This window comes from Staphylococcus sp. HMSC62B09 (assembly GCF_001839115.1).
Lineage (GTDB): Bacteria > Bacillota > Bacilli > Staphylococcales > Staphylococcaceae > Staphylococcus > Staphylococcus haemolyticus.
Genome location: NZ_KV840129.1, coordinates 1 through 16,151 on the forward strand (window position 1 = coordinate 1; position 16,151 = coordinate 16,151).

Here is a 16,151-nt window from a genome sequence, read left to right on the forward strand (position 1 = left end):
AATTTGTTAGAAATTATGTCCCAGCCTCTTTTTTAAAATTAATTCTGTTTTTCTGTAAAATATTATTCTTGATGTTACCCCTATAATAAAATCAGTATATTAAAGGATGGTAGATATTAAAACTGTTACTTATACATCAGTGATTTAGTAATTGGGGGAGTTAGGTTCCTTAGTAATATACATTAGCTTGCTACTGCTAATACCACTGTTAATAATACGCATACATATTCTTATTCTAAGTTGAATGGCAAATCTTAGGTGTGGTGTCTGACTATTATTTAATTTATTAATTCTCACTCTCTAGTTGTTTAATTCATGATGAAGATGAGTTGAATTTCTATATCACGCACAAAATAATTTACTTTACTTGTGTAAGATGGAAAATTCTTGTTGTCTTGTCTAAACATTGATATAGAATTTAATCATTTTAATATGTTGTTGATACTTGTATCATTAACTTTAATATGTTGGCAGAATTTGAACTCAATGATTTAATTATAGCTTTTCTTATTGTGGAAATATTTTATGTTGCTTTTTCATGATGTTGATACAGAACTAATGAATGTAAGATTTCGAATCATCAATTAAATTAATGAAAATGATGTTTAATCAATTCTGTTTCGAAATCTATATTTATTATGCATCAAATTAAGTTGTACCACGCTATTAAAATTTTCCAAATCAGTCACACTATATTTTCAATTTTTCATTTAAGTTGCTTCTTTGAGAAAATTTTTATCGCTTTCACAAAATAATCGCAAAATTTTTTTATTTTTAGTTATTAATTTTTTCTTACTTTTATTTTATAATAGCTTTTATTATTCACAATTCAATTGAACAGTAATATTTAGCCAATAAATATAAAAGCTAGGAGAACAACATACATGAGTAATTCTATTCTATTACATGAACATTTAACAACTGCCCCATCGCGTAATATAAATTATATTATTATATATTTCTCTTTAACAAATGAATTAACGATTACTATTAATGGTGAAAAGAATGATATTCAAAACCATATTACTATAGTCAATCAAGGTGATTTATTTAATATCAATCATGCTAAAGATTTAATTGAGTTAAAAATTCCAATAGCTTACTTCTATATAGAAGATAATGATTTCTTTAATTGTTTCTTTGACCGTTATTTATTGCAGTCGAATCATTTTATTAAATCTCAAATTTTGCAATGTCTTTCTAACTTTGCAAATAATGAAGAACAAGATAGTGAAACAGTATCTAAAATTATAAGAACGTTATATAAAGAAGCCGTAGTTAGAAACACAACATTATATGTACCGACTATGTCTATTGATAATCAGTTACTGTCTAATATTGTCATGTTTATTAACAATAACATTACATCTAATCTATCTTTGTTAGATATTGCACAACATGCACTTATTTCAGAATCATATTGTTCTAATTTGTTTGCTCGCATATTAAATGTAAATTTTAAAGATTATTATACCAGTCTAAAAGTTAATCACTCTGTACAATTACTAATGACAACGAATCACTCTATAACAACGATTTCCGAATTATCAGGTTTTAGTAGTCACACCAATTTTACTAATCAATTTAAAAAACATTTGGAAGCGAGCCCTAAGCAATTTCGTACGATGCTAAATCAATTAGAACCTCTGCCCTCTATTTTAATAAGAAGTTCAGTTAGTCAATCTTTTTTAAATTTAATTTCACAATTTGAGTTTACGAATCATTTGACCACGGAAACCACACAAATTCATATTGCTAATTACGATCCTAAAGATCAGACGCAATTTTCAACGGCTTTTATAGATTTTCAAAACATAAATGAATTATTTCAATTTGTGTTTAATGATTATTTTGATATTGATTTATCCTATTTACCTAGACCAGCAATTTTAATTAATGATGTGAGTGACATGGTAGGTCGTCACACAAATTTAAATTTATTAAATCGTTGCTTTAAGAAATTATTTGAAAAAAATATTAGATTAGCTGTCACTATTAAAAATAATCAAGAATTTAAAATGATATACCAACTAATCATGATATTCTTACAAAATAATAGAGATTATAAATGGAATAAAAAATTAGTGAAATTTATGCTTGTATTTGATACTGAAACAATGTCCATTCATGATATCCACCTTGCACACCTTAAACTCAAGAATAAAAACCGTGCTATCAAATTTAGTTTAATGGTTGATGGTTTGTTAAAACAACTGGGTTCATTACAAGAAACATATGATATTATGCATCGTATGAACTTTGATTTTTACTTTGTTGATATTGAAAATATTGATACCAAGAATGTGCTTATTGATATACAACGTGGCTTTACTCACTCATCGACGCACTTTGAAAATTATTTGCGTTTTATAGAGGGATCTAATATACCTTCAACTCAGTTTATTTATAGCAACCTATCATTAAAATGTTTCAAATACACTAATAATGGTACACAATCACTTCAATTGTCAGATCTCGTATGTCATCTATATCAGTTAATGAGACACGGTGGTGGCGTGTGCTATAAATTAATAGAAACAGATCCAATGTATATCTCACTCTTTAATAATCATGGTAGTTTATTACCTATCATGCATTTATATCGATTTGTTTCTACATTTAGTAATGAGTCATTTCAAATATCAAATAATTATTTAATGTGTTATAAAGATGGGAATTATCATGTGATACTTTTCAATAAAATCAATGACCGTTATTTATCTGATAGCCAACAACACTATATCTTTGAAAATGACTTTAAAGAAAACACCCTATTTATTGTAAATACATTAAATAATGAACATGGCTCAATACAACATTTAATTCCACAATATAAGCGTGATGTTTACATTGAAAAAGATATCATTCAACAATTAGATAGATGTAATCATCCAAAGACTGAACTATTGATTCAAGAAAATGATTATGCCGCATTTCAAATAACGCTAAAACATGATGAAGTGAAATATATTTGTATTAAACCTTCTTAGTATACCTTTGATGTAAGTTTAAAAAACATTATTTAGGCTAAAATTAGTGTAAGGAGATGATAACTTTGGATAAACAACAAGTGATTCAATCAATTGAAAAAGTCTTAGATACTTCAAAAGTCGGCGTCTTATCAACAGCATATAATAATCAACCAAATAGTCGTTATATGGTATTTTATAATGATGAATTAACTTTATATACGAAGACAAGTAATTAGAGCACTAAAGTTGAAGAAATTAAAAATAATCCTCATGCATATATTTTATTAGGTTACAATGAAACAACAAATAATAGCTTTGTTGAAATTGAAGCAAATATAGAAATTGTTGAAGATCAAAAAGTAATTGACTGGCTATGGGAAACGCAAGATAAAACATTCTTTAATTCAAAAGAAGATCCAAATCTATGTGTGCTCAAAGTCGTACCTAAAACCATCAAGTTAATGAATGATGATGACATCGATACACCTGTAACGATTACTGTATAGAATTTAAATAACTGTTTATAATAAAGAGTTTAGGACTGAGTTAATCAAGTTCTGAACTCTCTTTTTTTGATTAATTGGTTAACACCTTTGATGTAGTTTATGTCATTAAATTATAATTCAATTTAATACAGATTATTATTTTATTGCAATTTAATAGTATTTTATGTATAAAAGAGATAGAACTTTTTAAAGGAGTCTATAAAATGAAGAATAAAAAGGGTTTAGGCATCGGTATTGCACTTATTGCTATCATGTTAATTGTATGCATCGTTCTTGTTGTCATGATGATGACAGGTGGTCAAAAAGAAACGTATTATGGCTATATGAAAAACGACCATACAATTGATAAGATGGTAAATGAACAGACTGAAAAAATTGAAAAAAATGTTGAATTGCCTTCTAGCAATGCTAATGTTAAGAAAGGCGACTTCGTTTTTTTAGTCAAAGAAAAAGGATCAGATAAATTTTCAAGAGTATCTAAAGTAGATCACGATGACGTACCACATGGTTTAATGATGAAAATTCATGAAATGCATGATATGAAAGGTATGTAAATTACAATAAATCACTGTCAATGAAGAGAAATCTTCGTTGGCAGTTTTTTAAATATCATAAAGTATTTATACACTAATCTTTATAATTTTAAGCAATAAAAAAGTATCGAGCCTATGCGCTCGATACTAAAAATGTCAGATTTCTTTTTTAAATTGATTCTAAGTATTTTTTACCTTGTTCTTTGTCATAAACCTTTTCCCATTTAGAGATAACAACAGCTGATAGTGCATTACCTATTACGTTAACACATGTACGAACCATATCTAATAAACGGTCTACACCGATAATTAACGCAAGTCCTTGTGCTGGTAAGCCCATAGCTCCTAATGTTGTTAATAATACTACGATTGAAACGCCTGGTACTCCAGCCATACCTTTAGAGGCAACCATTAATGTCACCATTAAGATAATTTGTTCCGATATAGATAAATGAATGCCATACATTTGTGCAACAAATAATGCTGCAATTGATTGGTATAGCGCTGATCCATCAAGGTTGAATGAGTAACCTATTGGAATAACAAAGGATGTGACATCTCTTGGCGCTCCGAATTTTTCCATTTTATTCATCATTACTGGTAATACTGCTTCTGAACTTGAAGTAGAGAATGCTAGTAATAACTCATCTTTCAAAATTTTAATGATTGAGAAGATACTAATACCACAGATTCTTGCTACAATTCCTAGAACAACGATAATGAAGAACACCATCGCGAACACTACTACTAATACTAATTTTAATAATGGAATTAAAGCAGATGCTCCAAAAGTCATTACTGTTGTACAAATAAATGCAAATACACCTATTGGTGCTAATTTTAAAATTTTATTAATCATCCAGAATACTGCTTCAAGCGTTCCATTTAAAAAGCCTTTCACAGGATCTGCTTTTTCTCCTATTGCAGCCAATCCTAAACCGAAGAATACTGCGAAGAAGATGATTGGTAATAATTCGCCTTTAGTTAATGCTTCAAATATGTTTGTTGGTACAATATTTACAATGGTATCAATAAAGTGATTGCCATATGTAGATTGTTCTGCTGCGGATGCAGATGATTGATATTTAGAAATATCGCCTTTTGGTAATTTATCTGGATCTAAACCAGCACCTGGTTTGAATAAGTTACCAATGATTAGTCCTAAACCAATGGCGATTGTTGTTATAATTTCAAAGTAAAGAATTGCTTTCCATCCATAGCTACCTATCTTCTTTGAGTCCCCTAAGTTAGATATAGATAATGCTAATGCACAGAATACAATTGTATGATGATCATTTTAATTAAATTTAAGAAAACATCACCGAACGGTTTTATATAATTTGCTACGTTATCTTGTCCAAATAATAATAAACCTACAACTACACCTAGCACCAATGCGATGATAACCTGCATCGGTAAACTAATTTTCCTCTTGAACAGAGCCATGTTGAAACCCCCTTCATCTGACATCGTTTAATTATATCAGATAATTATGAAATGAGATATAATATTTTTAAAGCTAACTATATATATACTATTCAATCAAGCTAAAATAATTAAAAATACTATAAAAAGGAGAACAGAAATCATTACGAATTCTATTCTCCTTATTTTTCATGACTTGTAAAATATTAATCCTCATTTAATGCGAAATTAAGGTTTGAAATTTTGGTTAAAATAATTATGTTTTGCATCTTTAATACTTTTTTTAGTTTCAGTATCAAAGCCTTCAGCAAAGATACCTTTGCGTGTTCCTATAGGTTGAATGACATATGTCATATGAGGTTCATCTTTAAAAACGACTTCTTTGTAATAAACCCCTTTTTTTGCACTATATTGTGTTTTTTCAGATTTAATATCATCACTTAAATGTTTTTGCTCTATATAACTATCTACCATTTTAATATTTCTATGACCTTGATACGTTTTCATAGCAAAAAAGAAAGCAATTGCCACTACTAATGAAATCGCCAAAATAATACAAACTCTAATCCATTTTTGTTTTTTACTCATTTTGAACTCCTTTGTACACAACCTAGTCTCATCATCTCTAGTTACTATCTAAATTATTATGAATGATAGTTAGAAAATTTTAAAGTATTTCAGTATTTCTGTAACAAAATGTCCTAACAATTTATCTCTAATTCAAAATAAATCGACACTTACATTAAACATGTAGACGTACTTTCAAATATAGTTCAAAACCCTATAAAAGTCCATGAAATACTATGGCAATAGCATTGACATTACTTTTAGTTCATAATATCTTTAAATAAGTTAAGGGGGGAATTGTATGTATATTAAAGATAGTTATTTAAGTAATCAATTATGTTTTTTATTATATGTTACTTCTAAAGAAGTCATAAAAAAATATACTTACTATTTAAAAAAGCATGATTTAACATATACAAGCTTTATGGTCATCATGGCCATCGAAAATGAAGAAAAGATAAATATTAAATCACTTGGTCGTCGCGTATTTTTAGATTCTGGAACACTAACACCTCTCTTAAAGAAATTAGAGAAAAAAGGCTACGTACAACGTATGCGTGAAAAAGAAGATGAAAGAAACCTTCAAATCACACTGACTGAAAGCGGTATTAATATTAAACCTACATTGGAAGCTATCTCTGACCAAGTTTTTGAGGACTTTGATATTTCACAAGACGAAAAAGATAATCTTGTTAACAGCTTAAAACATGTTATTTCAAATAACTTCGATTATACTACTCACTAATATTTAATCCTGGCAAAAGCGAAATACTTTATTTCACAATTACTAGGATTTATACATATTGAGACTTTTGCCATGGATTTACTATTCCGCACTTTATCTGCGCCTTATTCTTTTATAATTCCTTTCGCTTTACGTTAATCCTCTCTATTACTATAATGTACTTGAAAAGTATCATTTTACAATTTTGGTATGCACGCTTAAATAAAGGAGAGACATTAGTATGAATAATAGAGAGTTTTTTGAACAATCCATTTTCAAGAATAATCCAAAAGATGTATTTCGTGATTTAGGTGAACAAGTTTTTAATCAATTTTCATCAAAAAGTTTCCCGACAAATATTTATAATCAAACTAATCAATACGTATTAGAAGCTGAACTACCTGGTGTCAATAAGTCTGAAATTGAACTTAAATTTGAACATGCGGCATTAACAATTAAAGTTCAAAAGCATGTATCTGAACAAACAGGTAGCGTTCAATTAAGTGAACGTGCAAGTGGTGAATTAGTTAGACATTTTGAATTTAACGATATTGATAAGTCACAAATTAAAGCAAGCTACGAAGACGGGATTCTAGTTGTTATTTTACCTAAAGAAGTTAGTGCACAAGATCAATCAACAACAATTACAGTAGAATAAATAGATATACAAAATAAAATGTTAAAGAGCAATACAAAACTTTCTTTAGCTTTGTATTGCTCTTTTTTAATGTATAAAATTATTTTGCATATTCTTTTTTATATAAGTGTCCCATAGTAATAAATGCTAAGGTACCAAATATTGCTAAAAGAATAAATGCTAAATGACTTGAACCTGTTAATCCTGTTACATAAGTAATTACTAAAGGTGGGAAGAATCCTCCTAAACCACCCATCATAGAAACAATACCATTAGCTGCACCAGATTCTTTTGCGAAGTAAGATGGTACAAGTTTAAATATTAAACCATTACCTAAACCAGCACAGATACTGATAGTTAAACAACCGATAGTAAATAAAGCAATATGACTTGAAATTCCTAAAATAACAGCACCTATAATCATAATAATAAAATCGATCATTAGTACTTTCACAGCATTAAATTTGTCTCCAAGTATACCGCCAATTGGTCTTAAGAAAGTTGCTAAAGCAATGAATACACCTGAACGAATACCTGCATCGACTTTATCAATTCCAAAGTTATTTACTAAGTAGTTAGGTAAGAATAATCCAAATGCTACAAATGCACCAAACGTAATAAAATACCAAAGACTTAAGTAATATAGCTTATAATTCGATGATAATTTTTTAAACTGAGATGCTAAAGGAACTTTCACTTTCGGTTCATTTTTATCGCCAAAAATAAACATTAAAATTGCAAAAATAGCAATAATAATTAAGTAACTTCTTACTGTTGTTTGCCAACCTATAATACCTGCAATTGGTGGTGCTAAGAATGATGATACTGCCGTACCAATGTTACCCATACCATAAATTCCATTCGCAAGCCCTACTTTATCTTTTGAAAAATATTTAGGTATCGATGTAACACCTACAGAGAATATCGCACCTCCAACACCTAAAAAGAATCCTGATAACATTAGCATTCCTGGCGTTTGTGCTTGTCCTAAAAAGAAGATAGGAAATAATAAAACGACAAAACTACAAAAGAATACCCATTTCGCACCAATAACATTCGTTAAATAACCGAATGGTACACGTAAAATCGAACCTAATATTACTGGAATTGCCAGTATAATTGACAACTGCCCAGGATTAACTTTAATATCTTGAGAGATATATGGCATTAACGGAGAAATAATACTCCATGCCATGAAACCTACTACAAGACTTAACGTTTGTAATGTAAGTTGAAAGCCACCTTTTGTCTTATACATTTTTTCACCTTCATCATTTAATTTTCTATATCAGTAATTGTTATATAAAAGAGGTCAAAAATTTATAATACAATCACATTACTGATTACAATTAAATTTTAGTGTAATTGTGAAAAAATGAACATAAGGATATTCCCTTATACTGCCTGGGAATCCCCCTATATTTTCATTGTTAAATGCACAAAAAAACTGAGACATTGCTGAATTGTCTCAGTATCATTTTCATCATTTAAAAATCTAATAATTTCTTTTTTAATGCATATTCAACTAACTCAGGTTTAGATTTTAAATCGAGTTTAGTCATTATATGTGTTTTATGCGCTTCGACCGTTTTGACCGACACGAATAACTTTTCAGCAATATCTTTATTACCATACCCCTTTGCAATTAAAGGTAGTATTTCTAGTTCACGCTTAGACAATATCTTAAATGGATCGTTAGTAGATACATCATCAGAATGTTTATGATTTACAAATTCATTCACTAATGACGTTGTTAATTTCATATCTACATATGTTTCGCCTTTATAAACTGTTCGCACGGCTAGTAATAATTGTTCATCAGGTGCATTCTTTAATATATATCCTTTAGCACCATTACGAAGAACGTGGAATAGATATTCTTCATCATCATACATCGTAAGTATTAATATTTTAGTTTCTGGAAAACTTTCTGATATTTTACTAGTTGCAATTAAGCCTGATTCACCAGGTGGCATACTTAAGTCCATAATTAAGACGTCTGGCTTATGCTCCATCACCTTTTGATAAGCTTCTCCCCCATCAGCAGCAGTTGCAACCACTTCCATATCCTCTTGAAAGTTTAATATCATTGAAAATCCTGTTCTAACGACTGCATGATCGTCTGCAATTACAATTTTCACTTTATATTCCCCTAACATATTTTAGACTGGCACATCCAATGTAATAATTGTACCTTTACCAATATGTGTTTCAATATTCACTGTACCTTTAACAAGTTCTGCCCTTTCATTCATACCATATAGTCCTAATCCCGTGCCTTGCGGTTTTAAATTAGGATCAAAGCCTTTACCTCGATCAATAATTTCAGCGATAAGGCCTGCTTCCGTTTGTTGAATCGTCACTTCCACTTCATAAACACCTGCATACTTTAATGCATTAAATATCGCTTCTTGAACAACGCGATAAACAACCGTTTCAATTTCACTATCGAAACGTATATTTTGAATATTAGATTGATAGACAACGTTTAATCCATAATTATGCTCTAATTGTTTGAAATAGGATTTAAAAGCCGCTTCTAATCCTAAATCATCAAGTGATGAAGGTCTTAATTCTACTGATAGATTGCGAATATCATTAATTAAATTAGACATTAACATTTCGATGTGTTCAGATTTTTCTATGAGTTGAGCCATATCTTGTTGATATTTCAATAATCTCAATTCAACATCTACATTTAACATCTCTTGAACAACACTGTCATGTAATTCTCTAGATATACGTTTTCTTTCATATTCTTGTGCAGCAATAGTTTTACGTAACATCTGACGTTGATACATCTTTTCTTGTCGCTCTATTTGTGGAGATATATCTTGTAATGTAAAAGCGTAGATTTGTGCCTCATCATCAATACATTGATACGAAGCAGTAAATGGTTGAATTTTATTATCTACCGTCTTCATGAATACTTGGAAGTTCATATCATTAGGCTTTGTCGTATCAAGATAACAGTTAATGCAACTTTGTAATGCAAATTCGTTAGAGTAACCTTCACAGCGAGTACATATCGCATTGGTCATCGCACTATAATTATTATCCTTTGAAATTATCTCTTGTGCTGCGTCATTCATCGCGATAACCTTACCATCATTATTTACAAATACGATTTTTTCATTCGTCTTTTCGTAATATTTTTTTAGTAAGTTCTCTAAATCAAGATTATCAACATCCAACATTTTAAACACCTACATTTCTTCTGAAAATGTCCAAAGCTTGCCACTAATATCCAAAGTTTCATAATCAGGAAGAGGCTTGCCATCTCTCTGACCTAAGAGTAATACACCATACACCTGATTTTTGTAACACAATGGGATAGCTACCATTGCAGTTAGATTTTCGGCAATTAAGATTGGATATTTAATCTTATCTTCTGGTGATAAACTTGCTACTACGTCGGCAATGATCATGCGTTTTCCAGTCTTCATAACCATACCGGCTAGACCTCGCCCTTTACGCAAGATAATCATTTTATAGCGATCATTCAAGTTACCTGAGACATAATGCCATTTAATCGGTGCTGAAGTCATATGATGCTCATAAAGTGCAACCCCTGCAAAATCATACCCTTCACTGACCCTTAGATTATTCAATTGTTGTTGGAAATCCTGTTTTTCAAATACTGGATTCGTAATCACATTTGAATCTCCTCTCATACTCATGAACGTGTTTTATGTTTACGATAAACAATATATCTACGATTAGTATACGATAGCGGTACACTCCAAACATGCACTAAGCGAGTGAATGGCCAACAAGCTAAAATTGTAAACCCAAGTAAGATGTGAATTTTAAAAGATAAAGGAACACTCGTCATCAGACTCGCATCTGGTGAAAATGTAAATAAGTGTCTAAACCATATAGATATCGTTTGACGATAATCAAAATCACTTACCATCGCATTCGTAACTAATGTTGAATAACAACCCATGAAAATAACTAATATTAATAAGAAATTTACAAATATATCAGAAGCTGAACTTAGCTTTCTAACATTTTTAATAGTAATTCGTCGTGCTGTTAATAGTAACATACCAATAAACGTCATTATACCAAAGATACTACCGATGTATACAGCACCAAAATGATACATTTCTTCGCTTACACCTAATCCATCAATCCATTTAGCTGGTATAGCGAGACCTACGACGTGACCAAAAAACACCGGGATGATGCCCAAATGGAATAATAAGCTACCCCATTTTAATTGTTTTTTCTCTAAAAATTCACTCGATTTAGCAGTCCATGAGAATTGATCATATTTATAACGAGCGATGTGTCCAACAATGAAAATGGCTACACACAAATATGGAAATATAATCCATAAAAATTGATTAAGCATGAGATGTCACCTCATTTGGAATTTCTAGACAAGCTTTTAATGTATTTCTTAAAGCACGTATCACATAAGCATAAGGATTGTTATCTTGAGCTAAATGATTTGCCATTTCATACGTACCGTCTTCAATAATCATAATAACTAGTTCAATATTACCTTCTGCTCGTGAATCATTTTGCCATGATGCTACGTGTAAGAATTGGAGCATCAATGGTAGATAATCTGATAACTCGTTATCTACCATTTTCAACCCAAACATTTCATATAACACTTTAAGTTTAGCCAACATTTGGCCTCTTTCTTTTTGAGTGTCAAATTTGTTGTAAGTCATATAAAGCGGTGATTTCTTATTAAAATCAAAGGTATCTGTATATATTGCTTTAATTTCTGACAATGTGAATTGATGCATATTCTCTCTGTATTTTACTAAATCATCATAACCAGGATGAGAGGGCTCAATCGTTTCTTCAAATGTTTTTGGATGAAACGTTAATTTCTCCGGAAAATTAAGCTGCTGAGCGATATAACCAAAACTTTCTTGATAATTATGAAATTGTTGTAAATTAATCACGGAAAATCCCTCCATAGAAATTCTCATTATAAATTTCTTGTCCTGTTTTTTCTGAACCTACTGGAACACCACAGCCTTCACAATTGTCTCCAAAGTATTCGCCACCATACCCTTGGCTACCTTGCGCATGATACGTATCTAAATATGTTTCTTTATGAGATGTTGGTACAACAAAGCGATCTTCATATTTTGCTAACCCTAATAAACGATACATATCTTTAGTTTGAATTTCTGATAATCCAAGTCTTTCTAATTTAGAAGTATCAAACTCTTTACCTGTAACTTGTGAGCGCATGTAACTTCTCATCATAGCCATTTTTTGTAAAGATTCCTTAACAGGTTGAACATCACCGGCAGTAAATAAATTAGCTAAGTATTCTATTGGTAAACGCATTTCTTCAATAGCTGGGAAAATCATATCTGGGTTTTGTCCTGCATTTTTACCTTCAAAATAACTCATGATAGGACTTAATGGTGGGCAGTACCAAACCATAGGCATTGTTCTAAATTCTGGATGTAAAGGAAATGCTAATTTATATTCAATTGCCAGTTTATACACTGGTGAATTTTGAGCTGCTTCAATCCATTCATAGCTAATGCCATCTTTTTCAGCTTGTTCAATCACTTCTTCATCAAATGGATTTAAGAAAATATCTAATTGCTTTTCATATAAATCTTTTTCATTTTCAGCTGAAGCTGCTTCATGAACTCTATCGGCATCATATAATAATACACCTAAATATCTCATTCTACCTGTACATGTTTCAGAACAAACAGTTGGTAATCCAGCTTCAATTCTTGGGAAACAGAATGTACATTTCTCAGCTTTGTTTGTTTTCCAGTTGAAGTAAACTTTTTTATAAGGGCAACCAGTCATACAGTAGCGCCAACCACGACATGCATCTTGGTCAACTAAAACAATACCATCTTCATCACGTTTATACATTGCACCAGATGGACATGAAGCTACACAACTAGGATTTAAACAATGTTCACATAGACGAGGTAAATACATCATAAATGTTTCATCAAATTGGAATTTAATGTCTTCTTCAATTTTTTGAATATTTGGATCTTCTGGACCAGTAATATGTGCACCGGCTAAGTCATCTTCCCAGTTAGGCCCCCACTCAAGATTAAGTTTCTCACCTGAGATAAGTGAGTGCGCTTTAGCAACAGGAGAATGCTTACCTTCTTTAGCAGTAGTTAAATGTTCGTAATTGTATGTCCATGGTTCATAATAATCTTTAATAAGAGGCATATCTGGGTTGTAAAAGATTTTACCTAACGCCATTTTTGTCCAACGACTACCAGATTTAAGTTCTAATTTTCCTTTTTTATTTAAGACCCATCCACCTTTATAATGTTCTTGGTCTTCCCATCGTTTAGGATATCCTACACCTGGTTTAGTTTCTACGTTGTTGAACCACATGTATTCTGCACCTGGACGGTTAGTCCAAGTGTTCTTACATGTTACGCTGCAAGTGTGGCAACCTATGCATTTATCTAAATTTAACACCATTGCAATTTGCGCTTTAATCTTCAAGCCAATTTACCTCCTTCATCTTTCTCACTGCTACATATACGTCTCGTTGATTTCCTATTGGTCCATAATAGTTAAAGTGATAACTAATTTGTGCGTAACCACCTACAAGTTGGGTAGGTTTCAAATGAATTCTTGTTGGTGCATTATGTGAACCGCCACGAGTATCTGTAATTTCTGATCCTGGTGTTTCAATGTGTTTATCTTGTGCATGATACATAAACATTGTTCCTCTTGGCATACGGTGTGATGTGACTGCTCTTGCAGTTACAACACCATTTCTGTTATAAACTTCTAACCAATCGTTGTCATTGATGCCATGCTCATCAGCATCCTCATTAGATAACCAAACGACTGGACCACCTCTAAATAATGTCAACATACGTTCATTATCTTGATATGTTGAGTGTATATTCCATTTACCATGAGGTGTTAAATAACGTAATACTAATGCATCTTGTCCACCTTTAACTTGTTTATCTCTAGTACCAAATACCATTGGTGGTAATGTTGGTTTGTATACTGGTAAACTTTCGCCGAATTGTTGGAATACTTCGTGATCGATGTAATAACTTTGTCTACCTGTTAATGTTCTAAATGGTACGAGTCGTTCTACATTAGTTGTGAATGGAGAATATCTACGTCCATTTTTGTTTGAACCAGGGAACACAGCTGTCGGTATCACTTCGCGTGGTTGTGAAGTAATGTTTAAAAATGAAATCTTTTCAGATGCACGTTCTTTTGAAATGTCTTTTAATTCCATACCTGTTTGATTTTCTAAATCTTCGTATGATTTTTGTGATAATTTGCCGTTAGTAGCTGATGATACATTTAAGATTGCATCTGCTACTTTTCTAGCAGTATCGATACGTGGACGATTATTTCTGACTGATTCAGGGTTCTCATCGTTCCAAGTACCTATCATACTTTTAAGTTCTTCATATTCATCTTTCACGCTGAAGCTTACGCCATGTGCACCAACTTTTCCTTTTTCAAGTAATGGACCTAAAGTCACATATTTATCGTAAATTTTAGTGTAATCTCTATCTACAACTGCGAAGTTTGGCATTGTTTTACCTGGAATGGCTTCAACTTCTCCTTTAGACCAATCTTTAACAATACCGTATTCTGAACCTAATTCCTGTTTAGAATCATGGCCAAGTGGTGTCGTTACAACATCTTTAAATGTTCCTGGCAAGTAATCTTTCGCCATTTCTGAAACAGCTTTACTTAATGTTTTATAAATATCCCAGTCTGAACGTGATTCCCATAACGGATCGATCGCTGGATTAAATGGATGAATGAATGGATGCATATCTGTTGATGACAGATCGTGTTTTTCATACCATGTTGCAGCTGGTAATACGATATCTGAGTACAATGGTGTCGCAGTCATTCTGAAATCTAGTGACACTAATAAGTCTAATTTACCTTCTGTATCTTCACGCCATTGAATTTCTTCTGGTTTGTCTTCTTCGTTAGGTTCAGCCATTAGTCCTGAACGTGTACCTAATAAATGTTTCATAAAGTACTCTTGTCCTTTGGCAGAACTTGAAATTAAATTTGAACGCCATACGAATAATGTTTTCGGGTGGTTCTTTCTTAAATCAGGATCTTCTATCGCAAATTGAGTTTCTCTATTTTTAACTGATTCGATTGCTCTATTTAATATCGCTTCATTAGAGTCATCGCCGGCATCTTTTGCCTCTTCTCCGAATAACAAACTATTCTTATTGAATTGAGGGTATGACGGCAACCAACCTAATCTAGCAGCTGTGACGTTATAGTCAGCTGGGTGTTGATGTTTAATATTATTAGCTAATGGAGATTTTAATTTATCAACATTAGATTCCTCATATTTCCATTGATCAGTCGCAAAATAGAACCAACTTGTACCATTTTGCAGACGTGGTGGTCCTTGCCAGTCTTTGGCAAAGGCTACCGTATTCCAACCTTCTATTGGTCTACATTTTTCTTGTCCAACATAGTGAGCCCATCCACCACCGTTAACACCTTGACAGCCACATAAAAGAACAAGATTTAAAATCGCTCGATAAATCGTATCTGAATTGAACCAGTGGTTAATACCAGCACCCATGATTATCATTGAGCGTCCTTTTGTATCGATGGCATTTTGCGCAAATTCTCTAGCTACTTGTGTTACTAATTCTGGTTTAATACCAGTTACTCGTTGTTGCCATGCAGGTGTATATTTTGATTCAGCATCATTGTATGAAGTTGCTTCTAATTCATGATTAAATCGTTTAATGCCATATTGACTTGTCATTAAGTCATATACTGTCGCTACATACACTT

The 16,151-nt window shown here is 31.5% G+C and carries 12 protein-coding genes and 3 pseudogenes; 5 read left to right on the forward strand and 10 right to left on the reverse strand.

Annotation, left to right across the window (positions count from 1 at the left end; translation table 11 throughout):
* Window positions 1–884 precede the first annotated feature (884 nt).
* The 3 genes and pseudogenes from rsp to HMPREF3265_RS05105 all read left to right on the forward strand — a co-directional run bounded on the left by rsp (window position 885) and on the right by HMPREF3265_RS05105 (window position 4,032).
* Entirely contained in the window at window positions 885–2,990 is a 2,106-nt protein-coding gene (rsp, locus tag HMPREF3265_RS05095; RefSeq protein WP_070861084.1) for an AraC family transcriptional regulator Rsp, read from the forward strand.
* Between the two features lie 56 nt (window positions 2,991–3,046).
* Window positions 3,047–3,478: pseudogene (locus HMPREF3265_RS05100) on the forward strand (pyridoxamine 5'-phosphate oxidase family protein).
* Between the two features lie 203 nt (window positions 3,479–3,681).
* The gene (locus HMPREF3265_RS05105) at window positions 3,682–4,032 is read left to right on the forward strand and encodes a DUF4889 domain-containing protein (protein ID WP_053025034.1); all 351 of its coding nucleotides are present in this window, start codon (window positions 3,682–3,684) and stop codon (window positions 4,030–4,032) included.
* Window positions 4,033–4,180: 148 nt separating this feature from the next.
* Here the strand turns inward: HMPREF3265_RS05105 and HMPREF3265_RS05110 are convergent.
* Window positions 4,181–5,457 (reverse strand): annotated as a pseudogene (locus HMPREF3265_RS05110) (cation:dicarboxylate symporter family transporter).
* 207 nt (window positions 5,458–5,664) lie between these two features.
* A complete protein-coding gene (locus HMPREF3265_RS05115) occupies window positions 5,665–6,024 on the reverse strand; it encodes a DUF3139 domain-containing protein (RefSeq protein ID WP_070442556.1) in 360 nt (119 codons plus the stop codon).
* A gap of 280 nt (window positions 6,025–6,304) precedes the next feature.
* Between HMPREF3265_RS05115 and HMPREF3265_RS05120 the strand changes: the two genes are divergently transcribed.
* Window positions 6,305–6,748 carry a MarR family winged helix-turn-helix transcriptional regulator gene (locus tag HMPREF3265_RS05120; protein ID WP_037550047.1) on the forward strand — a complete coding sequence of 148 codons (444 nt, stop codon included), beginning with the start codon at window positions 6,305–6,307 and terminating at the stop codon, window positions 6,746–6,748.
* A 220-nt stretch (window positions 6,749–6,968) separates the two neighbouring features.
* The gene (locus HMPREF3265_RS05125; RefSeq protein WP_011274987.1) at window positions 6,969–7,385 is read left to right on the forward strand and encodes an Hsp20/alpha crystallin family protein; all 417 of its coding nucleotides are present in this window, start codon (window positions 6,969–6,971) and stop codon (window positions 7,383–7,385) included.
* A 79-nt stretch (window positions 7,386–7,464) separates the two neighbouring features.
* Here HMPREF3265_RS05125 and HMPREF3265_RS05130 read toward each other — a convergent pair whose 3' ends face one another.
* The 8 genes and pseudogenes from HMPREF3265_RS05130 to HMPREF3265_RS05165 all read right to left on the reverse strand — a co-directional run.
* Entirely contained in the window at window positions 7,465–8,622 is a 1,158-nt protein-coding gene (locus HMPREF3265_RS05130) for a nitrate/nitrite transporter (protein ID WP_070581965.1), read from the reverse strand.
* 229 nt (window positions 8,623–8,851) lie between these two features.
* Window positions 8,852–9,505, reverse strand: coding sequence for a nitrate respiration regulation response regulator NreC (gene nreC, locus HMPREF3265_RS05135; RefSeq protein ID WP_011274985.1), 654 nt, complete (start codon window positions 9,503–9,505; stop codon window positions 8,852–8,854).
* Window positions 9,506–9,526: 21 nt separating this feature from the next.
* Window positions 9,527–10,561: a nitrate respiration regulation sensor histidine kinase NreB gene (nreB, locus tag HMPREF3265_RS05140; protein ID WP_070861085.1), complete on the reverse strand. Its 1,035-nt coding sequence runs from the start codon at window positions 10,559–10,561 to the stop codon at window positions 9,527–9,529.
* Between the two features lie 9 nt (window positions 10,562–10,570).
* Entirely contained in the window at window positions 10,571–11,020 is a 450-nt protein-coding gene (gene nreA, locus HMPREF3265_RS05145; RefSeq protein ID WP_053025039.1) for a nitrate respiration regulation accessory nitrate sensor NreA, read from the reverse strand.
* Between the two features lie 20 nt (window positions 11,021–11,040).
* A complete protein-coding gene (gene narI, locus HMPREF3265_RS05150; protein WP_070861086.1) occupies window positions 11,041–11,724 on the reverse strand; it encodes a respiratory nitrate reductase subunit gamma in 684 nt (227 codons plus the stop codon).
* Window positions 11,717–12,292 (reverse strand): nitrate reductase molybdenum cofactor assembly chaperone, encoded by a 576-nt coding sequence (gene narJ / locus HMPREF3265_RS05155; RefSeq protein WP_070861087.1) that lies wholly within the window; start codon window positions 12,290–12,292, stop codon window positions 11,717–11,719. Before narJ ends, narI begins: the two co-directional genes overlap by 8 nt.
* On the reverse strand, window positions 12,285–13,838 hold the full coding sequence (narH, locus tag HMPREF3265_RS05160; protein WP_070442565.1) for a nitrate reductase subunit beta: 1,554 nt from the start codon (window positions 13,836–13,838) through the stop codon (window positions 12,285–12,287). Before narH ends, narJ begins: the two co-directional genes overlap by 8 nt.
* A pseudogene (locus tag HMPREF3265_RS05165) lies at window positions 13,828–16,151 on the reverse strand (nitrate reductase subunit alpha); the annotation flags it as partial. The pseudogene HMPREF3265_RS05165 and the gene narH, both read right to left, overlap by 11 nt.